At 71.3% G+C, this 25,241-nt stretch carries 24 protein-coding genes and 1 other RNA gene; 16 read left to right on the forward strand and 9 right to left on the reverse strand.

What is annotated here, in order from left to right; translation table 11 throughout:
• Positions 1-23 precede the first annotated feature (23 nt).
• Positions 24-602, reverse strand: a complete 579-nt coding sequence (locus F5972_RS06365; RefSeq protein ID WP_150932002.1) for a hypothetical protein — start codon at positions 600-602, stop codon at positions 24-26.
• A gap of 234 nt (positions 603-836) precedes the next feature.
• Here F5972_RS06365 and F5972_RS06370 point away from each other — a divergent pair, with 234 nt between their 5' ends.
• Genes F5972_RS06370 through F5972_RS06385 form a run of 4 tightly spaced genes read left to right on the forward strand, consistent with a single transcriptional unit; the run spans position 837 to position 2,521 of the window.
• Positions 837-1,154 (forward strand): replication initiator, encoded by a 318-nt coding sequence (locus F5972_RS06370; RefSeq protein ID WP_318527520.1) that lies wholly within the window; start codon positions 837-839, stop codon positions 1,152-1,154.
• Positions 1,151-1,351, forward strand: a complete 201-nt coding sequence (locus tag F5972_RS06375) for a helix-turn-helix transcriptional regulator (RefSeq protein ID WP_150932006.1) — start codon at positions 1,151-1,153, stop codon at positions 1,349-1,351. Before F5972_RS06370 ends, F5972_RS06375 begins: the two co-directional genes overlap by 4 nt.
• A complete protein-coding gene (locus tag F5972_RS06380) occupies positions 1,348-1,854 on the forward strand; it encodes a tyrosine-type recombinase/integrase (protein ID WP_191909967.1) in 507 nt (168 codons plus the stop codon). The genes F5972_RS06375 and F5972_RS06380 overlap by 4 nt, the downstream gene beginning before the upstream one ends.
• Positions 1,820-2,521: a tyrosine-type recombinase/integrase gene (locus tag F5972_RS06385; protein WP_150932010.1), complete on the forward strand. Its 702-nt coding sequence runs from the start codon at positions 1,820-1,822 to the stop codon at positions 2,519-2,521. Before F5972_RS06380 ends, F5972_RS06385 begins: the two co-directional genes overlap by 35 nt.
• Positions 2,522-2,554: 33 nt before the next feature.
• On the opposite strand, the gene rnpB is transcribed toward F5972_RS06385, so the two are convergent.
• Positions 2,555-2,946: RNase P RNA component class A (gene rnpB, locus F5972_RS06390), an RNA gene on the reverse strand.
• A 192-nt stretch (positions 2,947-3,138) separates the two neighbouring features.
• On the opposite strand from rnpB, the gene F5972_RS06395 reads away from it, so the two are divergent.
• The 4 genes from F5972_RS06395 to F5972_RS06410 are packed head-to-tail and all read left to right on the forward strand — an operon-like array spanning position 3,139 to position 7,312.
• Positions 3,139-4,125: an ATP-binding cassette domain-containing protein gene (locus tag F5972_RS06395; protein WP_150932011.1), complete on the forward strand. Its 987-nt coding sequence runs from the start codon at positions 3,139-3,141 to the stop codon at positions 4,123-4,125.
• A complete protein-coding gene (locus F5972_RS06400; RefSeq protein ID WP_150932013.1) occupies positions 4,122-4,895 on the forward strand; it encodes a hypothetical protein in 774 nt (257 codons plus the stop codon). Before F5972_RS06395 ends, F5972_RS06400 begins: the two co-directional genes overlap by 4 nt.
• A gap of 60 nt (positions 4,896-4,955) precedes the next feature.
• Positions 4,956-5,666 (forward strand): response regulator transcription factor, encoded by a 711-nt coding sequence (locus F5972_RS06405; RefSeq protein ID WP_150932015.1) that lies wholly within the window; start codon positions 4,956-4,958, stop codon positions 5,664-5,666.
• Entirely contained in the window at positions 5,663-7,312 is a 1,650-nt protein-coding gene (locus F5972_RS06410) for a sensor histidine kinase (RefSeq protein ID WP_225311211.1), read from the forward strand. Before F5972_RS06405 ends, F5972_RS06410 begins: the two co-directional genes overlap by 4 nt.
• A gap of 123 nt (positions 7,313-7,435) precedes the next feature.
• Here F5972_RS06410 and F5972_RS06415 read toward each other — a convergent pair whose 3' ends face one another.
• From F5972_RS06415 to F5972_RS06425, 3 genes are read right to left on the reverse strand one after another with little or no spacing between them, the layout of a single operon-like run.
• On the reverse strand, positions 7,436-8,656 hold the full coding sequence (locus F5972_RS06415; RefSeq protein WP_150932017.1) for a bifunctional RNase H/acid phosphatase: 1,221 nt from the start codon (positions 8,654-8,656) through the stop codon (positions 7,436-7,438).
• Between the two features lie 60 nt (positions 8,657-8,716).
• Positions 8,717-9,457 carry a zinc ribbon domain-containing protein gene (locus F5972_RS06420; RefSeq protein WP_150932019.1) on the reverse strand — a complete coding sequence of 247 codons (741 nt, stop codon included), beginning with the start codon at positions 9,455-9,457 and terminating at the stop codon, positions 8,717-8,719.
• 10 nt (positions 9,458-9,467) lie between these two features.
• A complete protein-coding gene (locus F5972_RS06425) occupies positions 9,468-10,322 on the reverse strand; it encodes a Nif3-like dinuclear metal center hexameric protein (RefSeq protein ID WP_150932021.1) in 855 nt (284 codons plus the stop codon).
• An 85-nt stretch (positions 10,323-10,407) separates the two neighbouring features.
• On the opposite strand from F5972_RS06425, the gene F5972_RS06430 reads away from it, so the two are divergent.
• From F5972_RS06430 to F5972_RS06440, 3 genes are read left to right on the forward strand one after another with little or no spacing between them, the layout of a single operon-like run.
• Entirely contained in the window at positions 10,408-11,487 is a 1,080-nt protein-coding gene (locus F5972_RS06430) for a dipeptidase (RefSeq protein WP_225311212.1), read from the forward strand.
• Complete coding sequence (locus F5972_RS06435) at positions 11,484-12,707, forward strand: M20/M25/M40 family metallo-hydrolase (protein ID WP_225311213.1); 1,224 nt, start codon at positions 11,484-11,486, stop codon at positions 12,705-12,707. The genes F5972_RS06430 and F5972_RS06435 overlap by 4 nt, the downstream gene beginning before the upstream one ends.
• Positions 12,704-13,675 (forward strand): GNAT family N-acetyltransferase, encoded by a 972-nt coding sequence (locus F5972_RS06440; protein WP_318527521.1) that lies wholly within the window; start codon positions 12,704-12,706, stop codon positions 13,673-13,675. The genes F5972_RS06435 and F5972_RS06440 overlap by 4 nt, the downstream gene beginning before the upstream one ends.
• A gap of 55 nt (positions 13,676-13,730) precedes the next feature.
• Here F5972_RS06440 and F5972_RS06445 read toward each other — a convergent pair whose 3' ends face one another.
• Together F5972_RS06445 and F5972_RS06450 are read right to left on the reverse strand one after the other, a co-directional pair.
• Positions 13,731-15,380, reverse strand: coding sequence for a thiamine pyrophosphate-binding protein (locus tag F5972_RS06445; RefSeq protein WP_225311214.1), 1,650 nt, complete (start codon positions 15,378-15,380; stop codon positions 13,731-13,733).
• A 142-nt stretch (positions 15,381-15,522) separates the two neighbouring features.
• Positions 15,523-16,596 (reverse strand): 2-hydroxyacid dehydrogenase, encoded by a 1,074-nt coding sequence (locus tag F5972_RS06450; protein ID WP_191909968.1) that lies wholly within the window; start codon positions 16,594-16,596, stop codon positions 15,523-15,525.
• A 305-nt stretch (positions 16,597-16,901) separates the two neighbouring features.
• On the opposite strand from F5972_RS06450, the gene F5972_RS06455 reads away from it, so the two are divergent.
• From F5972_RS06455 to F5972_RS06475, 5 genes are read left to right on the forward strand one after another with little or no spacing between them, the layout of a single operon-like run.
• Entirely contained in the window at positions 16,902-17,789 is an 888-nt protein-coding gene (locus F5972_RS06455) for a hypothetical protein (protein ID WP_150932025.1), read from the forward strand.
• Positions 17,786-19,621, forward strand: a complete 1,836-nt coding sequence (locus F5972_RS06460; protein ID WP_150932027.1) for an SCO2524 family protein — start codon at positions 17,786-17,788, stop codon at positions 19,619-19,621. The genes F5972_RS06455 and F5972_RS06460 overlap by 4 nt, the downstream gene beginning before the upstream one ends.
• Positions 19,622-20,536 (forward strand): SCO2523 family variant P-loop protein, encoded by a 915-nt coding sequence (locus F5972_RS06465; protein WP_150932030.1) that lies wholly within the window; start codon positions 19,622-19,624, stop codon positions 20,534-20,536.
• The gene (locus tag F5972_RS06470) at positions 20,533-21,504 is read left to right on the forward strand and encodes an SCO2522 family protein (RefSeq protein WP_225311215.1); all 972 of its coding nucleotides are present in this window, start codon (positions 20,533-20,535) and stop codon (positions 21,502-21,504) included. The genes F5972_RS06465 and F5972_RS06470 overlap by 4 nt, the downstream gene beginning before the upstream one ends.
• A gap of 8 nt (positions 21,505-21,512) precedes the next feature.
• Positions 21,513-22,427, forward strand: coding sequence for an SCO2521 family protein (locus F5972_RS06475; RefSeq protein ID WP_150932032.1), 915 nt, complete (start codon positions 21,513-21,515; stop codon positions 22,425-22,427).
• Here the strand turns inward: F5972_RS06475 and F5972_RS06480 are convergent.
• Both F5972_RS06480 and F5972_RS06485 read right to left on the reverse strand, forming a co-directional pair.
• Complete coding sequence (locus tag F5972_RS06480) at positions 22,422-23,654, reverse strand: NAD(P)/FAD-dependent oxidoreductase (RefSeq protein ID WP_225311216.1); 1,233 nt, start codon at positions 23,652-23,654, stop codon at positions 22,422-22,424. The two genes, F5972_RS06475 and F5972_RS06480, sit on opposite strands and share 6 nt — an antisense overlap.
• 151 nt (positions 23,655-23,805) lie before the next feature.
• The gene (locus tag F5972_RS06485; RefSeq protein WP_150932036.1) at positions 23,806-25,182 is read right to left on the reverse strand and encodes a glycoside hydrolase family 5 protein; all 1,377 of its coding nucleotides are present in this window, start codon (positions 25,180-25,182) and stop codon (positions 23,806-23,808) included.
• Positions 25,183-25,241 lie beyond the last annotated feature (59 nt).

Genomic DNA, 25,241 nt, shown 5'->3' on the forward strand with positions numbered 1-25,241 from the left:
GGTCGGCTGGCGTGACCTCATGATCACAAATAGCGTCCGAAGGGTTGGCTTGTATCCTCCTTGCCATTGTTGACGGTCCGACGCGCTGAGACTGCCTGCATCAGGGCCCCCACCCCCTGCATCATGGCGCCAATTGCAGCAAAAACGGCTGCGGCAACTCCCAGCAAAACGCTCAGGGATACTTCGGAAGGAGAGGAGCGATCTGCTGCATGCGCGGCCGGCGAGGCGACTGGAGGTGCGGTCACGGTGACCGTCACAGTGGCCCGAGGGTCGGGACTTGTCGTTGGCGGGGCGCCGACATAATCGCCACGGCCGATCATGAAAATGGCAAGGAGCACGACCAGAGCAGCGAGGATCGGCAGGATCGTCCAACCCGGCGTAAGCGACTTGAGAGGTGAGCCCCTCCTCGCGCGACGCCATTTCAGTTCGGTCTGACGGTTAGCAGAGGTAGCCCTGGAGCTGATCGAGATTACAGCCGCAATGGCTACAGCGACGAGCAATCGCGAACCAGGTGGTGCGATCGCTGCGCCGGTCATGGCCACTGCAAGGGAAAAAAATACCCAGCTAGCGCTCCGCAGACTCTTGCCGAACTTTGCGCTCACACCTCTAGTTGTAGCAGCTACGACTCTCCCGCAAATCATGCACTTAGAATTTGTGACGCAGTCGCTAGACTAATCGGCGCGGCGCACCTGCCTGATCTCTCGTCTGCCGTCGACCCATCGCGAAGCGACAGCGGGCCGTGGACGGAGGGGCAAGCCCATGCCTCGCGTGTACCTGCTCCCGGTGACCTTCCTCGCCCGCTGGTTGCCCTGCCTGCACGGCTGGGCTTGAAGCCGTTGCGGCTGCGTGGGTGGACGCACATGCTCGGCTTCCTAGGTCACTTCTCGACCAAGTCCGGCTCCTACTCCACCACCCTGGGCAAGCTGCGCGATGCGAGGCGTTCCTTTCGCGCCCGCCAAGCCCGCGAACACGGACACGACGCCCTGACCGGCACGCCCGCCGATGACTCCACCCTCGTCGTCGGCTCCTGGCGCTACGCCGGACAGGGCTACACCCATCCCGCCGACCTGTACGTCGCCCAGTTCATCCGAGAGGAACGCGAGGAACGCCGCCGCTCTCACTGGCCCGCTCGCGCTTCCGGGGCCGCCGCATGACGAGAAGGGAGGCGACTCTGGCTGCCGACGACACTCGGATGTGGAGCATCGAGGAGGTTTCGAGGTTCCTCGGAATCCCGGTCGGCACGCTGTACCAGTGGCGGCATCGCCGCGTCGGTCCGCGGGGCCGGCGGATCGGCAAGTATCTGCGCTACCTGCCCGAGGACGTCTACGCCTGGGTGCGGGAGCAGGAGTGACGGTTACCGACCGGTGGCACAAGTCCCACCCGAAGAAGGGTGAACTTGTCTGTCCCGAGCACAAGCGCGTCCCTACACGGGAGCACGGTCGTGGCGACCGGTGGCTCGTTCGGTATCGGGACGAGAAGGGTCTCCAGCTCAAGCGCAGCTTCGATCGCAAAGCTGACGCTGACCGCTTCGACGCTGCCCGCAAGGCGGACACGGCCCGTGGGGACTGGATCGACCCCAAGCTCGGGCAGACGAAGTTCGGCGACTACGCGCCCGAATGGTTGGCCGCGCGGCTGCACAAGCCGACCACCGAGGAGACCTACCGGAACCACCTGCGCAAGCACATCTACCCGGCCTTTGACCGCGCGCCCCTCGCGTCGATCCGGCCCACCACCGTACAGCAAGTGGGTCAAGGGCCTGCGGTCCAAGGGGCTCGCGCCTCGCACGATCGAGACCGTCTACACGATCTTTGCGAGCATCATGCGCGGGGCCGTCCGCGACGGTCTGATCAGTAAGACACCTTGCCGGGACATCCGCCTGCCGCACGCCGACAAGACCGTGATCCGGCTCCTGGCGCCCGAGCAGGTAATGAGGCTGAGCCGTGCCATGCCGCCGAAGTACGGGCCGTTGGTGCTTTTGGGTGCGGCTGCCGGTCTGCGGCAAGGCGAGGCGTTCGGGCTCTCGGTGGATCGCGTCAGGTTCGCTGATCAGATGATCAGTGTGGATCGTCAGGTGGTGATCGTGGATCGTCGGCCGACACTGGCGACTCCGAAGAGTCCCGCGTCTGTGCGCGAGGTTCCTATGCCGGTGTTCCTCGCCGAAACGCTGGAGAAGCACATCGCCGACCACTCCCCCGCTGATCTCCTCTTTTCGACCTCGCGCGACAACCTGATGCGGCGGGACTACTTCAACGCTCGTATCTGGAAGCCAGCGATCAAGGCGGCCACTCTGCTGCCGGACACGACCTTTCACGACCTGCGGCACACCTTCGCGAGCACGGCCCTGGCCGAGGGCGTTCCGATCTCCGAGGTGTCCCGATGGCTCGGTCATGAGTCGATCACCACGACGGTTGATCTCTACGGGCATCTCGTGCCGGAAGCCTCCGAGCGCGCTCGTACGGCGCTCGATTCGGCATTCCGTTCCGCGCTCGATGTGCCCCCGATGTGCCCCGAGGGGGAGTAATCCGGGAGTCGGCCCAGCTCAGAGGGCGGCTGGTGGACGAGTCGGCCTGTAGGCCGGGTTCTGTGGTCAGCCACGGGGGCTGACCGGCGGCCATCCATCTAGGACCGCCGTTGCCGGCGGCCTCAAGCGGTCTACCCGCGCGGCTCGGGCGGGCAGCCCTCGAACGTCGCGCGCGGGACGTTCCGGGAGAACGTCCCTTCTTGACCTTGCTCCGGGTGGGGTTTACCGAGCCGCCCACGTCACCGTGGGCGCTGGTGGTCTCTTACACCACCGTTTCACCCTTACCCCCGAGAAGGGGCGGTCTGTTTTCTGTGGCACTGTCCCGCGGGTCGCCCCGGGTCGGCGTTACCGACCACCCTGCCCTGTGGAGCCCGGACCTTCCTCGGCAGGGCGCGAGGCCCTGACGCGGCCGCCCGGCCGGCTCGTCCACCGTGAAAGTAAGCCTATCGGCTCCCGCTCCATTCCCCGGCACGGCCGGAGGTCCTGTGATGATTCTGCGAGTTCTCCGGCCCGAGCGGGCGGGCGGCGGCGGCGGCGCAGGCCACGGACGCGCCGCTCACAGAGATCTCACAGACTCTCTCCCGGAACGCGAAGACGGGTGGGTCAGCCTGCTGCACATGATTGAGATTCGCGGACTGACCAAGCGCTACGGCGACGTCACGGCCGTCGACGGCCTGAGCTTCGACGTACGGCCGGGGGTAGTCACCGGCTTCCTCGGCCCGAACGGCGCGGGCAAGACGAGCACGATGCGGATGGTCCTCGGCCTCGACAGGCCGACGAGCGGAAGCGCCACGATCGGCGGACGGCGCTACGCCGACATGCCCACGCCGCTGCGCGAGGTGGGCGCGCTGCTCGACGCGCACGCCGTGCATCCGTACCGGAGCGCCGTGAACCACCTGCTGACCCTGGCCCGCAGCAACGGCATCGGCCGGGGCAGGGTCGAGGAGGTGCTCGGACTGGTTGGACTGGCCGACGTCGCGGGGCGCCGCCCGGCCGGGTTCTCCCTCGGCATGAAGCAGCGCCTCGGCATCGCGGCGGCGCTGCTCGGCGATCCCGGCGTCGTGCTGCTCGACGAGCCCGTCAACGGCCTCGACCCGGAAGGAATCCGCTGGATCCGCGGGCTGACGCGCGATCTGGCATCCGAGGGCCGGACCATCCTGCTCTCCAGTCACCTGATGAGCGAGATGGCGCTCACCGCCGATCACCTGGTCGTCGTCGGCCGCGGGCGGCTGCTCGCGGACACCGGCCTCGACGCGTTCGTACGGTCCGCGGCCCGGGAGACGGTCGTCGTGCGCACGCCGGGCGCGCGACGACTCGCCACACTGCTCGAAGAAGCCGGCGCGACCGTACGGCATGGCGCCGGGGACGAGTTGCTGGTGACGGGGATGTCCAGCGCCGCGGTCGGCGACGTCGCCGGCGCGCACGGCATCGTCCTGCACGAACTGACGCCACGGCGGGCCTCCCTTGAGGAGGCGTACCTCGAACTCACCGGAGACAGCGCCGATTTCGCCTCGGCCGCCGCCCGGCCCGCGGCCCGCTCCGAAACGGAGGCCGGAGCCGCGACCACCACCGCGTCCATGACCACCAGCGGAGCCGCCCGATGACCGCGTACGACATCCTGCGTTCGGAGTGGGGGAAGTTCCGCAGCATCCGGGCGACGCTCGGGTGCCTGGCCGGGGCCCTGGCGACGACCGCGGCGTACGGCTATCTCTTCGGGCTGTCCTCCGCCCGCCAGTATCTGGCCGGGTCGGCGGCGGACCGGGCGGCCTTCGACCCCACCGAGACGGGCTTTCGCGCTCTCGTGCTCGCGGGGGTGCTCGTCAGCGCGGTCGGCGTGCTCGCCGTGACGTCGGAGTACGCCTCGGGGACGATGCGGGTCAGTGTCGCCGCCGTGCCCAGGCGGAGCCTGCTGCTCGGCGGCAAGGCCGCCGTCGTCGCGGTGGTCGCGCTTGTCGCCGGGCCGCCGATGGCGCTGGTGTCGTTCACGCTGAGCCAGATCTCGCTGGCCGCGCGGAACGTGCCGAGTGCGGGCCTCGGCGATCCGGGCGTGCTCGCGGCCGTCGCGGGCGCGGGCCTGTTCACGGGACTGGTCGGACTGTACGGCGTGGCGCTCGGGTTCCTGCTGCGCAGGTCGGCGGGCGCCGTCTCGCTAGGGACGTTCCTGCTGATCCTGCCCGGCATGGCGGCCCTGTTCCCGGACGCGATCGCCGAATGGATCGTCGTCTGGTGGCCGAGCGCGGCGGGCGCGCGGGTGTTCGCGGTCCATCCGGGGCCGGACGGGCTGGCCCCGCTCGCGGGGATCGGGGTGCTGGCCGCCACCGTGCTCGCGCTGCTGTGCGCGGCCGCCGCCGTCTTCCGGACGCGGGACGTCTGACAGCCGTGATTCTGGGGTGAGGGGCCTATTCTGCCGCTGACCGACGAAGGGAGGCCGGGAGTGGACGGGCGGCGCCTGCTCGTGGTCGACGACGAGCCCGTGGTGCGGGAACTGCTGGCGGCCACACTGCGCTTCGCGGGATACACGGTGACCTCCGCCGCGACGGGGTCACAGGCTCTCGAGGCCGCGGGGGCCGAGCCTCCCGATCTCGTCCTCCTCGACGTCATGCTGCCCGACATGGACGGGTTCGAGGTCATCCGGCGGCTCCGGGACCGCCCCCGCCCGTTGTCCGGGGACCGCCCGGGACAGGTGCCCGTCCTGTTCCTCACCGCGCGCGACACGACCCAGGACAAAATCAACGGGCTGCGCCTGGGCGGCGACGACTACGTGACCAAGCCCTTCGACCTGGAGGAGTTGCTCGCCCGGATCGAGGCCGTGCTCAGGCGGGCCGGGGCGGCGCCGGAGGACCGTACGCTGCGGGTGGCCGACCTCGAACTCGATCCCGACGGCCACCAGGTGACGCGGGCGGGCGTTCCCGTACGCCTGTCGCCGACCGAGTTCCGCCTGCTGCACTACCTGATCGTCAACGCGGGAAGGGTCGTCTCCAAGGCGCAGATCCTGGAGCACGTCTGGCGGTACGACTTCGCGGGCGACACCAGCATCGTGGACACGTACGTCAGCTACGTGCGGCGGAAGATCGACAAGGCCGGGCCGAAGCTGATCCACACCATGCACGGCGTGGGCTACGTCCTGCGCGGGCCGCGGTCGTGATCCGCCGGACAGCACGCGGCAGGAGCCTGTCGCTGCGGGGACGGCTCCTGCTGATCACCCTGGCCCTGCTCGCGGCGGGCCTGACGGTCAGCGGCGCGGTCGCCGTCGCCACGCTCAGGGCCCATCTCATCGAAAGGGTGGACCTTCAGCTGGGGCCGATGGCGACGCTGTTGTCACGGGTCCCCGCCCTGATGGTGACCGCCCCGCTCGCCGGGCAGAACCGGGTGCCGCTGAGCGCCCTGCCCGGCATGGACCTGATCGACCAGGTGTATCTGGCGTACCTGCGGGCGGACGGGACCGTCGGGCAGGAGGGCGGCCCCTGGCTGCGGGGGCGCGGTCCGGAGCTCCCCCGGCTCGACGCCGCGGCGGTCCGCCGGCTGGGCGGGCGGCCCTTCGACGCCAGGGACGACCACGGCGCCGCGTGGCGGGTCGTCGCCGTCCCGCTGGCCGCGCCCGGAACGACGCCACCTCGGCCCGTGGCATCCGGTCAGGCGCCTGACGAACCGGCGGCGGGGCACGCCGCGGGAAGCGCGGCTCAGGGGGCCACGACTGAAGGGGACGCGGCCGAAGGGGGCACGGTCGTCGTGGCCGCGTCGCTCGGCGGGGTCAGGTCGACCGTCGGCCGCCTGACGCTCGTCTGCGCCGCGACCGCCGCCGCCCTCCTGACGTCGCTCGCCGTCATCGGCTGGTTCGCCGTACGCCGGGGGCTCCGGCCGTTGCGCGCGATAGAGCGGACGGCGGCGGCGATCGCCGCGGGCGACCTGTCCCGGCGGGTGCCCGTCCCGGCCGCCCCGCACACCGAGGTCGGGCGGCTGGCCGCCGCGCTCAACACGATGCTCGCCCAGTTGGAGGCGGCGTTCGCCGGGCGGGAGCGGTCGCAGGCCCGGATGCGCCGGTTCGTCGCGGACGCGAGCCACGAGTTGCGCACGCCGCTCTTCGGGATCAAGGGATTCGCGGAACTGCACCGGATGGGCGGCCTGCCCGACGTCGACCACACCCTCGGCCGGATCGAGAGCGAGGCGGTGCGCCTGGTCCGGCTCGTGGAGGACCTGCTCCTGCTGGCCCGCCTCGACGAGGGCGAGGACGCCCTGCCGATGGACCTCGCGCCGATGGACCTGCGGACGCTCGCCGCCGACGCGCTCCACGACCTCCGAGCGCTCGACCCCGGCCGTACGGTCACCCTGACCGGCCCCGACGGGGGCCCGGCCGGGGCCGCGCCGGTACGCGGCGACGAGGCGCGACTGCGGCAGGTGGTCTCCAACCTGGTGGGCAACGCCGTCGCCCACACGCCGCCGGGCACCCCGGTCCGGATCGGTGTCGGCACGGTCCGCTCCAGCGCGGGCGGCCCCGAAGGCGTCCTGGTGATCGCCGACGAGGGGCCGGGGCTGCCTCCGGAGGAGGCGGAGCGGGTCTTCGACCGCTTCTACCGCGTGGACGGGTCACGCAGCCGCGGCGGCGCGGGAGGGGCCGGCCTTGGGCTGGCCATCGTCCGGTCGATCGTCGCCGCCCACGGCGGGCGGGTGGAACTGCGGACCGCGCCCGGCGCCGGGGCGGCCTTCCGCGTCGCCCTGCCCATCCACCCGGCGAGCCCTCCGGCGAGCAATGGGCCCGCTTCGCCGCCTGTCGGGCCTCGCCCCGCCTCCTGATGAGCCGAAGACAAGCGCCGCGTCGGCCCTGCCGGTGAGCGGGCATCGGGCCGGCCCCGCACCCGGCGGGTCACCCGGTGAGACGCTCCGGGAGCGCCGTGACCACTGCGCCGGGCGGTGACCTCAGCCGAGATGCGACGTGTCGTTGAACGTGCGTACGACTGAGGGACCGTCGGCGTAGTAGTCGATCGCCGACAGGCAGGCCAGATCGAGGTGCATCCGATAGAGGGCCTCGGGCGGCGCGCCCAGGGCGAAGCGGATCAGCGTCTTGATCGGGGTCACGTGGGAGACCACGACGACGCTGCGGCTCTCGTGGGCCTTCAGGATGCGTTCCCTCGCCTGCTCGACCCGCCGGGCGGTCGAGGCGAAACTCTCGCCGCCGGGCGGCGCGACACTGGGATCGGCCAGCCAGGCGGCCAGCTCGCCGGGCCAGCGCCGCTGGATCTCCGCGAACGTGTACCCCTCCCACGCCCCGAAGTCGGTCTCGCGCAGGTCCTCGTCCACCAGCACCGCCGAACCCGTACGGGACGCCACGACCTCCGCCGTCTGCCGGGCGCGGGCGAGCGGGGAGGTGACGATCACCTCCACCCGCTGCGGCCGGCGGGCCAGGCGCGCGGCGGCGGCCTCGGCCTGCGCGAGCCCGGTCGGGGTGAGCTCCGGGTCGCCGAGCCCGGAGAACCGCTTCTCGATCGAGAGCGGCGTCTGCCCGTGCCGGAGCAGCAGCAGCGACGTGGCGGTCCGGGTGGCCCCGGGCATCCAGCCGTGCCCGCGCCCGTCGTCGGCCCCGGTGTCCGGTGCGGGGCCGGGGGCGGGGGCGGGGGCGGGGAAGAGCGTGCCGGGGTCGGACGGGTCGGCCCCGGGGCTCACGGCGGGTCCGGGGGCGGGTGGGGACTGCGGGGCGGAGGTGGCGGGGCCCGGCCGCCAGGTCTCCCCCCGGGCGGCGGCGTCCATGGCCTCGTTGGCGAGGCGGTCGGCGTGGGCGTTGCGCTCCCGGGGGATCCACGTCCAGGTGACGCGCAGGCGACGGGCCAGGGCCGCCGCCTCCAGGGCGAGCGGGCGCAGTCCCTCGTGCTTGACCTTCCAGCGTCCGGCCATCTGCTCGATGACCAGCTTGGAATCCATCCGCACCTCGACCCGGGCCCCCTCCGCGCCGAGCGCGAGCAGCGACCCGAGCCCGGCGATCAGTCCGCGGTATTCGGCCACGTTGTTGGTCGTGGTGCCGATCGACTCGGCCGCCTCGGCGAGCACGTGCCCGGCCTCGTCCTTGACCACCGCGCCGTACCCGGCCGGGCCGGGGTTGCCCCGCGACCCGCCGTCGGCCTCGATGACGTATCCCCCCGTCATCCGCGCACCCCCGTCACCCGCAGCCCCTCGTCACCCGTTCGTTCGATCACGCGGCCGGTGTCACAGCCCGGACTCGGCCGTACGGACGAGGATCCGGCGGCACTCCTCGCAGCGGACCACCTCGTCATGGGCGGCGGCCCGGATGCGGTTGAGGTCGGCGATCGACAGGCTCGTACGGCAGCCGAGGCACCGGCCGCCGTGCAGCATGGCCGCGCCGACGCCGCTCTGCTCGCGCAGCTTCTCGTACAGGGCGAGCAGGTCGGCGGGAATGTCGGCGGAGACCGTAGCCCGGCGGCCGGTCAGCTCGCCGCCCTCCCTGTCGATCTCGGCGAAGGCCGCGTCGCGGCGTTCCTCGGCGGCCCGCAGCGTGCCGGTGACCTTGTCACGCTCGGACCTGAGCGACTCCACCTGGGCGTCCGCCGCCTCCCGGCGCTCCATGATCTCCAGCACGACCTCCTCCAGGTCCGACTGCCTGCGCCGCAGCGAGGTGATCTCGGACTGGAGACTCGCCAGGTCCTTGGGCGAGGAGACCTGCCCGGAGTCGAGGCGCTTGGTGTCGCGGTCGACCCGGACGCGTACGGCGTCGACGTCCGACTCGGCCTTGGCCTGGTCGCGGGCGAGGTCGCCGGCCTCGGTCTCGGCGGCGATGACCTGGGTGGCGAGCCGCGCGAGCCTCTTGGACAGCTCGTCGATCTCGGCCAGGTCGGGCAGGGTGCGGCGGCGGTGCCGCACCCGGTCGAGACTCGTGTCGAGCTCCGCGAGATCGAGCAGACGCTTCTGTGCTTCCGGTGCGGCCTTCATCCCAAATCCCTCAAGATGCTCGGGGGTCCAAGTCGGTGGTCGTCGCCGTCCAGGCGTCGGTGACGGCGCCCGAGACGCGCGCCTCAACAGTAATGCCACCTGCCGCCAACACTGACGTCAGACGCTCGGCGGCGTCGGCGAGCCAGGGCCATTCGGTGGCCCAGTGAGAGGCGTCGACGAGCGCGGGCCCGCCCGCCTCCAGGTGTTCGCCGGCCGGGTGGTGCCGGAGGTCGGCCGTCAGGTAGACATCCACTCCCGCCGCCCGGGCCGTGCCCAGGAGGGAGTCTCCGGCGCCGCCGCAGACGGCGACGGTCCGCACCGTGCGGTCCGGGTCGCCCGCGACGCGGAGCGGAGCCGCCGTACGCGGCAGTCCGGCGGCGGCCAGCGCGGCGAACTCCCGCAGCGGCATCGGGGCGGGCAGGTCCCCGATCCGGCCGAGCCCCCGGCGCGGGTCGTCCGCGGCGGGCTGGAGGGGCCGCAGGTCGCCCGCGAGGCCGACGGCCCGCGCGAGCGCGTCGGAGACGCCCGGGTCGGCCACGTCGGCGTTGGTGTGCGCGGCGTACAGCGCGGCGCCGCCGCGGATGAGCCGGTGGACGACCCGGCCCTTGAAGGTGGTCGCGGCGACGCTCGTGGTGCCGCGCAGATAGAGCGGGTGGTGGGTGACGACGAGGTCGGCCCCCCAGGCGAGGGCCTCGTCGACGACGACCGCGACCGGGTCGACGGCGAAGAGGATCTTCCGTACGGGCTGCTCGGGGTCGCCGCAGACGAGGCCCACCGCGTCCCACGACTCGGCCCAGGAGGGGTCGTACAACGCGTCCAGCCGCGCGACGACCTCGGCGAGGGCGCAGGAGGAGATCGAATCCACCCGCGCACACTACAGCCTGGCCGCGGGGCGGCCCGGGAAAGGTAACGTCCCATTCGAGGACTCGACACAGGGAAGGACCCCCGCCGTGCCCGATGGTCAGCAGAGCCCGCACGACAGATTCGTGGTCGCCGACACGCACAACGACCTACTGATGGCCGTCTCCGCCAGACCTCCGGAGATCTGGTCCTCGTTCTTCCGCGACCGATGGCTGCCCCAGCTCGTCGAGGGCGGGGTCGACGTGCAGGTGCTGCCGGTGTTCGTGGACAGCTGGTTTCGCCCGGAGGGGGCGCTGCGCCAGACCCTGCGCATGATCGAGTGTGCCCACGTGCTGGCCGAGGGCAACCCGGACGCGGTCGCGCTGTGCCACGACGGGCAGCAGATCGACGAGGCCCTCGCCCTCGGCAGGATCGCCCTGGTCCTCGCCCTGGAGAGCATGCCCGGGGTCGACGAGAGCGTGGAGCTGATCCCGACCCTGCACCGGCTCGGGGTCCGCGTCGCGTCGATCGCCCACTGGGGCCGTACGGCTCTCGCGGACGGCAGCGGCCAGGACGGCACCGGCTCCCGGCTCACCAGCCACGGGGTCCAGGCGCTGCGCGAGATGGAACGGCTCGGCATGCTCTTCGACATCTCGCACCTGGGCGCGACGGGGGTCGCGCACGTGCTGGAGATCGCGAGCCGGCCGGTCATCGCGACCCACTCCTCGGCCCGCGCCCTGCGCGACCACCACAGGAACCTCACGGACGAGCAGCTCAGGGGCGTCGCCGCGGGCGGCGGCGTGGTCTGCGTCAACTTCCTGGCCGCCTTCCTCACCGAGGACGCCCGCTCGGCCACCGGCGACCACCTGGTGGACCACATCGAGCACGTCGCCTCCGTCGCCGGGATCGACCACGTGGGCCTCGGCCCCGACTTCATGCGCGAGGTCACAGAGGACCTCACCCCGCCGTGCTGCGAGGGCTTCGCTTATTCGGGCATCGACGCCGGCGCGTCGATCCCCGGCCTGGAGGGGCCGCGCGGGCTTCCACTGGTGACCGACGGGCTGGTCAAGCGGGGATTCTCGGAGGAGGAGATCCAGAAGATCCTGGGCGCGAACGTGATGCGCCTGTTCCGGGCCGAGCTGGGCCGGCCGGCGCCCGAAGGGGCGGGAGAGGGACAGCCCGCGCGGTGAACCTGGACGCGATGCTGGCCGACCTCGAAGACCTCGTGCTCTGCGAGTCGTACTCCAGCGACCACGAGGCGGTGGCGCGCAGCGCCCGGGTCGTGGCCGCGCAGGGCCGCAGGCTGCTCGGGGCGGACCCGGAGATCCTGGTGATCGACGGGGTGACGCACCTGCTCTGGTCGTTCGGCGCCCCGCGGGTGCTGCTGCTCGGCCACCACGACACCGTCTGGCCCGTCGGCACGCTGCGCGAGCACCCCTGGTCGGTCGCGGACGGCGTAGCGCGGGGGCCGGGGGTGTTCGACATGAAGGCCGGGCTCGTGCAGCTGTTCCACGCGGCGGCCTCGCTGCCGTCCCCCGACGGCCTGAGCGTGCTCGTCGTCGGCGACGAGGAGCTCGGCTCGCCGACCTCCCGCCCGCTGATCGAATCGATCGCGGCGCGGTGCGCCGCCGCGTTCGTGCTGGAGGCCAGCGCGGACGGCGGCGCGCTCAAGACCGCGCGCAAGGGCATCTCGCGGTACGAGCTGATCGTGCACGGCCGGGCCGCGCACGCCGGGCTCGAACCCGAGCTGGGCGCCAACGCCGCCGTGGAGCTGGCCCATCAGGTGCTGGCCGTCGCGGCGATCGGCGACCAGGTCGGGTCGTCGTCCAGGGCGGGGGCCACGTCGGTCACCCCGACCATGCTGGCCGCCGGGACGAGCACCAACACCGTGCCCGCGCGGGCCCGGGTCGCGGTCGACGTGCGGGTGCCCGACCAGGCCGCGCAGCGGCGGGTGGACGAGCTGATGCGCGCGCTCACCCCCCGCACCCCGGGCGTACGCCTTGAGCTGCGCGGCGGGCCGAACCGCCCGCCTCTCGACCCCGCCGCCTCCGCCGGGCTCTTCGAGGTCGCCGTACGGACCGCGCGCGAGCTGGGCATGGCGCCGCTGCGCGGGGTGACGGTCGGCGGCGGCTCGGACGGCAACTTCACCGCCGGGGCCGGCTGCCCCACGCTCGACGGCCTCGGCGCGGTCGGCGGCGGCGCGCACGCCGCCGGGGAGCACGTCGTGGTCGCCGAGATGCCGGTCCGGGCCCGCCTGGTGGCCGCGCTCACCGCGTACGTCCTGACCGGCGGGACCGCCGGAGCCCCGGGCGGCGGGGACACGGTGGACGGCGACCCCGGCCCGCCTCCCGGCCTCGCGGGGACCGGCCACGTGGAGACCGGCCGTCCGGAAGCCGGGGACAGCGCGTGAACGCGGGCGGCGGGGAGATCGGCGGGCCGCGTACGCCGCCCGGCGGGCGCGCCGCCGACGCGGGCCGCCAGGCGCGGGCCGCGGCGGCGCGCAGCGGCCTCCGCATCGCCGAACTGAGCACGAACGACGAGTTCGGCCGGGTGGTCCGGCTGTTCGACGGCATCTGGCACCCCGAGCCGTGGAACCCGCCGGTCACCGCGGAGCTGATGCGGGCGCTGTCGCACGCGGGCGGATACGTCGCGGGAGCGTTCGACGGACCCGATCTCGTCGGAGCGTGTGTCGGCTTCCTCGCCGCGCCCGCGGGAGAGGTGCTGCACTCGCACGTGACGGGCACCGTGCGGCCGGGCGCCGGATTCGCGCTCAAGCTGCACCAGCGCGCCTGGGCCCTGCGGCACGGGCTGAGCCGGATCACCTGGACCTTCGACCCGCTGGTCCGGCGTAACGCCCATTTCAATCTGGCCAAGCTCGCCGCACGGCCGGAGGAGTACCTGCCCGACTTCTACGGCTCGATGGGCGACGCGCTGAACGCCGGGGACGAGTCCGACCGGCTCCTCGCTGTCTGGCGGCTCGGCGCTCCGGCGGTGGCGCGGGCCTGCGCCGGTGTGCCGTACCGGCCGGCGAGCGCGGACGGCGCGGGCGTCGCGCTGGCCGAGCGGGACGGGCGGCCCCTGGTCCTGCGTACGGACGCCCCGGCGGTGCTCGTCGCCGTGCCCGCGGACATGGAGACGCTACGCCGTCGCGACCCCGGGACGGCCGCGGCGTGGCGGCACGCCGTACGCGACGTGCTCGGCGGCCTGATGGCGGAGGGCGGCCCGGTAACGGGCTTCGCCGACGGCTGCTACGTCGTCGAACGGCGGCCCAGCCGGCGATCTGGCGACCTCGGCCGCGCTCTGGGCGGCGGTGCGGATGGCGGTGCGCGCGGTCCGGACGGTGACGCGAGCGGGGGCGCGGGCCGGCCGGGAACGTGACGATCGGGACGGCCGGATGCGTGGAAGCCACAGACCCGGCTGGCTCCTCATCGGGCTAATCCCCTTCCGGCACGGCGATCACCGTGGGCACGGGGGCGCGCAGGGCCTCGGCGACCGCCTCCTCCAGCTCGCCGGGCGTCTTGACGGCGAGGCCCCGCGCGCCGAACGCGGCGGCGAGGGCGGGGAAGTCCGGCGCGTGCAGGTCCACGGCGACCGGGGTCATGCCGCGGGCGAGCATCTCCTCCCGGATCTCCCCGAAACCGCCGTTGAGGGACACCACGATCGGCAGGCTCAGCCGAAGCTCCACGGCCGTGGCCAGCTCCTGCAGGGTGAACTGGAACGCCCCGTCGCCCGCCAGCGCCACCACCGGCCGGTCGGGCCGGCCGAGCTTCGCCCCGATGGCGGCCGGCAGCGCGAAGCCGAGGGTCCCGAACCCGGTGGGGAACAGAAACCGGCCGGGCGGGTCCATCGGCATGCCGACGAGCGCGCCGTGGTAGACGAACATGGAGTTGTCCCCCACCACGACGGTCTCCGGCGGCATGGCGCGGCGCAGCGCCGCCAGCTGGCCGGACCATCTGCGGACCAGATCCTGGAGCTCCGTCTCGTGGCCCACGCCCGGCTCCCGCTCCGGGCCCGGCGCGTCCCTCTGCCCGCCGTCCCGCCCGTCGAGCCGCTCGCCGAGCCGCTCGGTAAGCCGCTCGGTAAGCCCGAGCATGGCGCGCTCGGCGTCCGCGACGATCGCCACGTCGGCGACGTGGTCACCGTGCATCTGCCCAGGGTCGATGTCGATCCGTACGAGGCGGCCCGTGAGGGCGAAGGGGTCCTCCCACAGATCGGCCGGTCCCAGCTCGGTGCCGACGGCCAGCACGACGTCGCATTCGGCGAGCCAGCGGCGGACGGCCGCGAGGTGCAGCGTGGTGCCGAGCGCCAGCGGATGGCTCTCCGGCACCACGCCCTTGCCGTTGGCCGTGGTCACGACCCGCGCACCGAGCCGTTCCGCCAGGCGCATCGCCAGGCGGCCCACCGGCGGCTCGTCGGCTCCCGGCCGCTGTGCGCCGCCGCCCAGCACAAAACCCGGGCGGCGCGCCTCACGCAGCAGCCTGGCCGCCTCGTCCAGGGCCGGTGGGTCGGGCTCGCGGGGCGTGACCCGGTACGGCGGGACGATCTTGACGTGGCCCTCCAGGTCGAGCAGGTCGGCGGGGATCTCGACGTGGACCGGCCGGGGGCGTCCCTCGGCGAAGTGCCCGAAGGCACGGGCGACGGCGGCGGGGATCTCCCGCACGCTCGTCACGCGGTGACTCCAGTCGCACAGGGCGTCGATCGCCCGCGACTGGTCCCTGCTCTCGTGCAGGTAGCCGCGGCCGTCGCGGGGATGGCCGGTCGGGACGCCCGGGGAGACGAGCAGGATCGGGGACGAGTCGGAGTACGCCTGCCCGATCGCCGTGGCCGCGTTGACCACACCGGGACCGGTGGTGGTGACGACGACGCCTGGCCTGCCGGTGACCCTGGCGTACCCGTCGGCGGCGTATCCCGCGCCCTGCTCGTGCCGCGGCGTGACACACCGCACGCCGGCGTCGACGAGCTCCTGGTAGATCGCGAGGTTGTGGGTGCCCGGTATGCCGAAAACCAGGTCGACACCATGCAGTCGCAGCGCCTCGACGAGCATGCGCGCCCCGGTGAGGCGCGAAAAGCGTCTATTGCTCACGATCACGGCACTTCACCGTAACGTCCGGCTCTCGCTCGCTTCGCAGGGTGCCACGGGACAGCCGTCAGCGGGCCTTCCGAGAACACGTCTTCCGGTTCCTGGATGATACGCTTCCCGGCCTGATCAACAGACTCGCCCACTGTCACGGAAGGCTGTTTCGCCAGACCCGCGGCCATCCTCCGACCTCGTACTCGTCTGTACCGCTGATCAGAACGTTCTCGATGGAGCGCACGGCCTGGCGGACCATTCTGCTCATGGCCTCCTGCGTGTGCGAGGCGATGTGTCCGGTGACGAGGAGCCTGTCATGGAAATCCGTCAGCAGCCGGGTCGCCGCCTCCGTCGCATCGTCGTAGAAACCGTCGAACACCGCAGCGGCTACACGCCCCTCCCGCAGAGCGGCGTGAAGCGCTGTGGGATCGACGAGCGCGGGCCGGGCGGTGTTCACCAGCAGGGTGCCCGGCCGCATTCGGGCGAAAACGCTCGCGTCGACTAAATGGCGGGTCTTGTCGTTTCCCGGGACCATCACGACGAGAGCGTCACTCCACTCGGCCAGTTCATGGAGCGGCAAGAAGGTGAGCCCCAGACTGGCCTCCGCCCACGGCTTACGGCTCCTGCTGAAGTAGGCGACCTTCATGCCGAACGCCATACGGAGGATCTCCGCGATCCGTGTCCCGATCGCGCCCAGACCGACGATGCCGGCCCTGAGTGCGCCCAGTTCGTGAGGGAGCTCCGCCGCCGTGTTCCAGTCCGGGACGCGCTTGTCGAGGTGATCACGAATTCGCCAGTTTGCGTTGATCAGCTGGCCCACGGTGAAGGCCGCCACGGAGTCGGTGGCGGCACCAGGGGTGTTCGTCACGGCGATGCCGAGCTCAGCGGCCGCGGCCACGTCGACGAACGTCTCATAACCAACACCAAGGAATGCGATGACCTGGAGTCGCGATGCGCCGCGGAGGGCGCGGGCCGACGCGTACTCCTCGCCGCCGTGTAGGTATGCGGCGGCGTCCCTCAGTTCTTGAGCGAGCTCGTCCTCGCTGAGCACGGAGGTGAGCATGGATACGGTCATGCCACGGGCCCGCAACGGCGCGAGGAGCTCGGCGGGGATCGCCCTCCCCGTGACGAGTAGCCTGCCGAAGGACGCGCCCTTGCGGGCCGCACGTCTACCTCCGGCCGAGATATCCGCGAAGTCGTCGAATTCCGCCCCTCCCGCTCGCAACATCGGCGATGATCCTCCCGATTCCCCGGCATGGTGGGCCATCGCCGGCGTCAACCGCGACCAGCCGCTTCCATCCGGATCGCGAGGTGCGAGTGCTGCCGCTCAAGTGTACGAAATCACGCCCCCGAGATCGATCTCGAATTGCCCCGCATAAGAGGCGGCCATAAACCGAGCTCAAGCGGGCCCAAAATACCCGCATCCCGGATTGCCGCCCCCCTCGGCGCACTACAGCGGTGCACGACCGCGCGGTAGCATCATCACAGCATTCGGGAATTGATCAGGTTACCGGGAGACAAGAAAATACATCAATGAACCCACGCACGGCGGCGACTACCCTTGTCACGCTGACCAGCGCTGTGACGGGAGCGATCCTTGGCGCTGTCGTTCAAGGACTCCTGGAGAGCCCCACACAGATCATGCTCGCCGCTCTGGGACTGGTCTCCATACTCACCCTCACCGTCATCTCGATTCTCACCGCCCGCGAGCATGCCGTAGACGTTGCCGTCAATCGACTCGAGCGCCAGGTCACGGACCTGAAAGAACAGTCGGGCATGCGTGTCAATCTGCAGCACGCCGAGAAGATCAAGCGTTTCACCGATCTCAAGGACGACCCCGTCACGCAACTGCTTCTAGGGGCGAAACGGAGCATCCTGATCCTGGACTACATCTCGCGGACCGGTGAGTGGCCCGACGAGGACATCAACAAGGACCACATGCGGAAGCATCACGAATCGGTGATCAAGCATGTGCGTGCCAGCCGGCCGCCTATCGAATACAGGCGCATCTGCCAGGTGGAGATGGACGATACGGGCCAGAGTAGTCGTATGCTCCTCGAACCATTCGAGCGCGCCCAGCACACAGAAGCTCACGACCACTACGTGGCCATGCTGAAGTTGAGCCAGGAGCTGGTGGATTCGACCATGATCTCCATTCGCGTGGCGGCGCAGAGATATCCGTACAAGTTCATCATCGTGGATGGGCAGTCCATCGTCCTGTCCTTGCAGCACTTCGACCAGCACAGGAATCTGCACCTCTGGTCCGAGCTGATCGTCGAGGACGCCAAGGCGGCGTTACTGGAGGTCTTCATGCGTATTTGGCGGGACCTGGAGAACCGCTCGATTCCGTTCAAGCACTCCGAATCCGGGGATGGCGCGGCCGCTGGGCAACCCACTGCGGGCACGGCCGGACTGTCATGAAGCTCCAGCCGCGGCAGCAGCTTCTCGAGTTCTGGGAGGCGGCCGTCCGCGCCTCCTACCGCGACGGTGTCTGGACGTGGGGCGGCCGGGACGGGTCGAACTCCATCTCCGACGCCGAGCAGCTCCTGTGCTTCGTGTATCCCGCCTCCGAACTGCCGGGCTTCCGGCTGGACACGCCGGACGAGACCGGCGACGACGTGCTGGCCGCACTCGCCGTGCTCGGCGACTCCGTGGAGATCCCCAAGCTGCTGCTCAAGGTCATCGGCCAGTACCTGCGCACCTACACCGCCGAGGACGGACGCCCGATCTTCTCCGGCGGCAGCTACTTCCGGTCCTTGAACGACGAGGCGAAGATCACCGACGCTCAGCTCCAGCTCGACGTGGTCGACTCGTTCTCGATGTCGGTCACGCTCGCGCTCGGCACACTCGGCTTCCTGAAGGTCTTCCGCCAGAGCGTGCGGCGCGAGTCCATCCGCCGCGAGATCCGCGAGCTGGAGGACCTGGCCGGCAAACGCCTCTCGGCCGCGATGGCGGGCCTGCTGCGCAGCTTCACCGTGAACGCCTTCGACCCCGCCTCCCCGGCGGGCCGCGCGCTGCTGCGCACGGTGAACCAGACCGGCGCGCCCACCCGCCGGGTGCTCGACGACCTGCGGCGCGAGCTGCGGCCGGTGCGGGCCGGCCTGCGCGACCTGACGATCGGCTCGGGCAGCCAGGTCGACCTCGACAACGAGAACCTGCTGTTCGAGTGCGGCTGGACGTGGGGCATCGTGAAGGACGCTCCCGACATCGTGACGCCGCTCGACATCGGGCCGCAACCCGGGGGAGTAGCCACGGACACGCCGCTTCTGTATTTCACAGTCGGCGCCTTGGCGGGCATCTCCGACCTGTTCTCCACGCGTACCCGCGTCCTGGACCTGCTGAACGACGACCAGATCACTCTCGCCCAGGCCATCCAGCGCCGCTGGGATCTCACCCAGCTCTACTGGCGCGCGATCGCGACGTACGGGCGGGGCACCTGGCCCCTGGAGGACATCCCCTGGCGGACCAGCGACGAGGAGGAGTCCGACTACTACAGCCTCGGCGTCACCGCGATGGTGGTGCAGAGCCTGGTGAACAATCGGTCGGCCGACGTGAATCTCGGCCGCGTCGCCGGCGTACTGGAGGAACTGGCCATTCGCGCCAGGATCACTCGCCGGGCGGTGCCGGGGGACCCGCCGGTGCTCATGCACTCCCCCGGCGTGTTGGTCAACCTGCACGGCAGCGACACGCTCGGTCCGCACCTCGCCTGGATCGTGTCGGACTTCGCCGTCAGGCTGCTCAAGCGGACGATATGGGCGGCCAGCATCGCCCAGAGCACCCATACTCGCGAGCGCTTGCTTACGCTGACAGACGAGATCTGGCGGCACGTCGCGCTGCGCAGACACAAGGAGGGCCCGGCTGCGGGCCTCTGGGACCAGCCGGCCAACGTTTTCCCAGACGTTCCGGTACAGCACGATCAGCCGTCCTGGTACTTCAGCGAACGGGTGGTCGAGTTCCTCGTCGCCGCGGCGACGGCCAGCGGGGAGCCGCCGCTGCGCAGCCCGCAGCTCGTCGAGCTGGCCTACCAGATGCTCGGGGAGGCCGAGCACCTGCTCGACCAGGAGATGGTCACCCGTCCGCTGGTGGCCGGGCAGACGATCCAGCCCAAGCTGCGCACGATCCAGTCCGCGCTCCAGCGGGCCAGGACGATCATCAGCGACCGGCCCGCGACGGCCCAGGCGCTGATCAACGACGCGCTGCTCGACCTCGAACGGCTGGCCGCCGCCCGCGACAGCGCGTCGGAGGCGATCTGAGTGCTGGTCTTCGCGATCTCGGACAAGGGCGGGACCGGGCGCTCGGTCACCGGCACCAACATCGCCTACCGGCACGCCCTGCAGGGCAACGACGTCTGCTACCTCGACTTCGACTTCGGTTCGCCCACCGCCGGGGCGATCTTCAGCGTCAGCGCGGTGGCGCGCGGCACGCGGGAGAACGGCCTGCACGAGTACCTGCGGGGCGACTGCCCGCAACCGCGGCGGGTGGACGTGTGGGCCGAGTCCGACCGCGAGGGGCTGCGCACCCGCCCGCCGGGCGCGGGACGGCTCATGCTGCTGCCGGGCAGCGAGGGCGGCGGCGAGCTGTCCGCGCTCACCGAAGAGGTCGTCGGGCGGTGCGTCCAGCTGTTCGGACGGCTGGAGGAGGAGTTCGACCTGTGCATGGTCGACGTCAGCGCCGGCCGGTCGTTCACCGCCGAGCTGGTCCTGGCGGCGACTGTGCGGATGCCCATGGTCCCGTTCCGCTGGCTGGTCTTCCACCGCTGGACGCGCCAGCACATCATCGCGGCCGACGGTCTCGTCACCGGAACGGACGGGCTGTTCGACGTCGGCACCCGGTTCGGGCACGACCCGGAGGTCCTGCGCGACCGCATCCGCTTCGTGCGCACGGCCGTGCTGGAGCCGGACGCGGCGGAGCTGGTCGGCCTGCGCGACGAGCAGCGGGCCTGGCTGAGCGCCTGCGACAGCGAACTGCGCGAGCTCGCGGGCCGGCACGGCGTCGGCCGTACGACGATGCTGGGCAAGGTGCCGCTGGACCCGGTGCTCCAGTGGCGCGAGCAGCTCATCACCGATGAGGACGTGCTCGCCAGCAAGATCGCCAATGTCGAGACCGCCGCCGCGTTCGACGATCTCGCCAAGAAGATCGTCGACGACAACGCGTGGGAGGGTCTGTGACGCCGGTGCACGCGACGTTCGGCGAGGTGGCGGCCGAGCGCAGGATCGCCTCCGTCCCCCTCTCGCACGTGTCCGTCGAGCTCGGGCACCTCTACATGGAGGACTTCGAGGCGGGCCCGGCCCGGTTACGCGAGCAGTTCCGCAGGGTCGCGCCGTGGCTCGCCACCATCCGCTCCGTGTGGCGGGAGCGGGTGCCCGGGGGCCGGGCCCGGGTGAGCACCTGCTTCCTCGTCGACGACTACTTCAGCCGGTTCAGCACGCCGGCCGAGCTGGTCCCGATGATCCTTGAGGCCGCGGCCGAGCACGACCTGACCATCGACTACCTGGCCCGAGAGTCGGCGTGCGCGCAGTTCGAGGACGGGCGGTCCGGAGCCGTGGAGCTGGCCCGGCTGGTGGAGGACCGCCTCGTCGACGATCCGCCGCCGGACACCGACGGGTCCCGCCCGCCGGTGAAGGAGACGGGCTGGCTGTGCAACGGCTCCCGCTCGCCCCTCACCACCCCGCTGCAGGCGATGGGGAAGGCCCGGCCCTGGGAGCCTCCCACCCAGAACGCCAAGCGCGGCCACTCGATCTTCGTGGACGTGGAGCTGTGGGACGAGAGGGGGGCCCGGCGCACCTGGTCGTGTCCCTTCCTCGCCGCCGTCTGGCAGCTCCTGCGGCTCGGCCTGCTGCGCGCCGAGGGCCGGGTGCCGCTGCCCCCGGTGCCCCTGGAGGGAGCCTGGCCCGGCGACTGGGACCGGCTGCCCGCCGTCGTCCGGATCAACCCCCAGGCCGCGCCGTTCAGCGCGTACACCACGCTTTCCGTCCTCTCCCCCCGGTTCCTGCCCGTCGAGCTGGCCGTACGGACGATCCTCAGCCAGGTCGCGGTGGACGACGAAGTCCTGCGGCAGGTCGCGGCCCGGAGCGAGAGCGAAGGAGTCCGGCTCGAAGAAGAGCTCGTCGACCGCGTCTCCTACGTCTTCACCTGAGGGGCCCGATGCTCGTGATGGGGGAGGTCCACACCGGGCTGCTGCAGAACTCCGGGGAGATCTCCGAGCCGGCGTGCCGGCAGGTGCTCGGGCTGATGGCCGGGGAGACCGTGCGGGTGTCCCGCCGCCCCATCGTCCACGCGCTGTCGCCCGAGCGCCTGACCGGAGTGGACTGCGTGCTGCCCGCCGCCTCCGGCTCGCGGATCAGGGGCGTCGGCACCGTCGTGTCCCGCTGCGCGGTGACCGGGGGCCGGGTGGCCCAGGGCTCGTCGTACGTCCGGGTGGCGCGCTCGGAGACCGACCGGCGGCTGTCCTGGTCGCACTACCTGGCCCGGCCGGGTGTCGTCGAGGTCCTGGGCAAGGCCAGGGCGGCCGACATCGCCGAGGGGTTCGCCGGCGACGGCGCCCCGCGCGGCCACGGCTGCCTCGATCTGACGGCGATCACCGGCCGCTTTCTCGACCTCGTCCAGACGTCCCCGCTGCTGAACCGGCGGGCGCCCTTCAGGATGCCGCGGACGATCCTGCGCTGGGTGGCGGAGACCGGCGAGCCGTCGATCGGCTTCACCCTGCACACCGAGCAGGAGCGTTCGCTGCGGCTGACACATCCCGGCCCCTTCACGCCCGCCGTGGTGGACCTCTGCGAGGACCTGGCGATGCACGACTGGCTGCTCACCTCGCTGCTGGTCGTCGTCGAGCGGGCGCGCGTCGGCGCGACCCCGGCGGCCGAGGTGGCGGCCCGGCTGTCGCCCGCCGTCGACCATCTGCTGCACCTGTGGATGCCCGCCGCCCGGGTCGAGGAGCGGCTGACGCCGTTCTGGGAGAGCCTGGAGCGGCGGCCGGGATTCAGCCGCCAGTGGCGGTCGCTGGTCGACCGCGTCCGCGACCAGATGATGGCCGGAGTGTTCACTCGTCTGTGGTCATAGGCCGATGGTTGAACCCGCATACCCTGAAGGACCGTCAGACTGCCTAGACGTATCGGCTCCCCTCGTGGGAAACACCCGGTCAGGGCGGCAGACGTGTAACAGCCGGGTCGTCTCCTCGTCGGCGTCGCCATGCGCGAGCACCGAGACCAGCTCTGCGGTGACCGGCGCGAGCGTGACGCCGAGCCCGCCATGACCGGTAGCCGCGATCACCCGGCCGTGGTCGTCCACTTGGCCGATCAGTGGCATGTGGTCGGCGCTGCCAGGTCGCAGCCCCGCCCAGCGCCTGCCGACCGGCCAGGACACCGCAGCCGGTATGAGGGCGACGATCCCGCGCCGGAGCACCTCGACCATATCGGAGGTGATCGTTGTGTCCGACACGTTCTCCTCGTAGGTGACACCGACGGCCACCCTGCCGTCAGGGCGCGGCACAAGGTAGGGGAAATAGTCCCTTCCGCCTTCGGTGAACTCCGCGAAGACATGGTGATGCAGCGGGTAGGTGGTGACGCCAGGAGGCCGGACGTCGAGCGCCGCACCCTTGATCGGAAAGAGATGAGCGCGGTGCCTGGGCAGGAAGACCCCACTCAGGTGGCCGGCCGCGACGACGACCGTCTGCGCGGACACCTGGCGACCGTCGTGGAGGTTCACCTGCACGCCGCTGGGCCCACTCCTGAGCGCGGTGGCACGCGCCGCGGTGAGCACCCTGACAGGCGTGCGTCCCGACAGCACGGCGCGCGCCAAGGCGGCCATGAGCACCCGTGGGTCGAGGGCGAGCTCCTCGGGCAGCAGAAACCCACCCACGACATCCTCGGTCAGCAACGGTTCGAGGTCTCTGACCTCGGCAGCGGTCAACCGCTCGACAGCGAACGACGAGTTTCTCCACTGCGGAAGCATCCTGGACTCCAGCCGCTCCATCTCCGCCTCGTCCAGCGCCACCTGAATGTCGCCACCGCCGAGCACCGGAACCGGACGCCCGGAGGCGGCGACGACCTCGTCGAGCCAAGCGGCATAGAGATCCCGGCTGCGCTTTATGACGCTACTGAGAGGGCCCAAGCACGCAGGCTCGGTCTGCGTCAGAATGCCTCCCATAGCGGCGTCGGACGCGCCGAGCCCGAGCCGCTGCCCCGCCTCCAGAAGCACCACGCTGCTGCCCTGGGCGCCAAGTCGATGCGCGATCGCGCAGCCGATCACGCCACCACCGATGATTGTGACGTCACATGTCTCCGCCACCCGTGCCCCAACGCAGTCGACGACCTTGCTCTCACTGTACGGCGCGCAAAAAAGCCAAACCTGGATGATCTGGCCTTGATTCAGGGGCGGCCCAGCCCGTCGGGCCGGTTCTCGTCGACGGCTCTCAGGTACAGCTGGAGATCACTCGTGGCTAGCGCGCGGACAGGTTCGCGGTCAGCAGCCGGATCAGCGGTTCCCGCCTGGTGCAGTTGGACAGGGCGAAGGAGTCGGCGAGCGCGACCAGTTCGCCGTCGTCCAGCCCGCGGAACAGCTCGGCGTACTCGGGCACCAGCGCCTGCGCGATCAGGATGTGCCGGATGAGGTCGTCGGTCTGGTAGCGGGCGCCCCAGGGGTAGGGGTTCCAGGAGGGGAACTCGGTGTCGATCAGACGGTGCAGCGGCGCGAGCTCGTTGGCCGTCTCCTCCATCGTGGAGCCCCACCGGTCGGCGCCGAGGCGCTTCTTCTTCGCGATGAAGGGGCCGAACCGCTCCATGTACGTCCCGCCGGCGCTGACGAGACCCTGCAGGCCGACGTCCTTGTAGGTCCAGATCGACCAACCGGCCTCGTTGGCGTCGAAGATCTCCAGCTGGTCGCTCAGGATCCGGTAACGCTGCTCGTCCACGGAGGGGTCGCCGGTGTAGACGGGCCCGAACTCGCCCACCCAGATCGGGGTGCCCGTCTCGCGCTGGAACGCGGTGCGGCGGGCGAAGGTGCGCTCCAGCTCCTCGCGGTCGCACCACTCGCCCCGGGTGTAGCCGGGGTACGGCCCCCCGTGGGCGAAGCCGGCCAGGGCGTAGTCGTGGCAGACGAACACCGTGTTCTCGTACACCTCGCGGAACACCGAGAAGTCGGTGGAGTAGGTGTTGCCGTCCAGGAACAGCACGTGGGCGGGGTCGACGGCGCGCAGCGCCTTGACCAGCCGGTCGTAGAAGGGGCCGACCACCTGGCCGCTCGGGTCGCCCGGCTCGTTGACCGGGTTGTAGCCGGCCACCCACGGATTGTCCTTGTAGTGGTCGGCCACCGCCTCCCACAGGTGGACCGCCCGGTCCTGGAAATGCCGGTGCTGCCAGAATGAGGCGACGTGGGTGGGATTGTCGGAGTGCCAGTGCTGGTTCTGCGCCCCGGGAAGCGCGTGGAGGTCGATGACGCTGTAGACGCCCCGCTCGCCGAGCATCGTGACGACGCGGTCGAGGTGGCGGAATCCCCGCTCGACGATCTCGAACGGCCGGTCGTCCGACTCGAAGTGACGGTAGTTCACCGGAATCCGTACGCAGTTGACGCCCATGTCGCGCAGGAGGTCGGCGTCGGCCTCGGTGAAGAACGAGGTCAGGAAGCGGTCGAAGAACATCTCGCAGCGTTCCTCGCCGAGCACCCCGCGGACCGCCGCGCGCATGGAGGCCTCGTTGGCCGAGTAGCCGGTGATGAAGTTCTCCATGTTGAGCCAGCCGCCCAGGCCGACCCCCCGGAGGCGGACCGTGTCGCCCATCTCGTCTACCAGCCGGGATCCGGACACGCGCAGCAGCGTCATCGATTCTCCTTAACCGCGAAACCAGTGGCGTGGCCGGAGGGGCGACGGATCCTGCCTCT

Origin of the sequence: Microbispora cellulosiformans (assembly GCF_008728085.1) — a bacterium.
Taxonomy (GTDB): domain Bacteria; phylum Actinomycetota; class Actinomycetes; order Streptosporangiales; family Streptosporangiaceae; genus Microbispora; species Microbispora amethystogenes.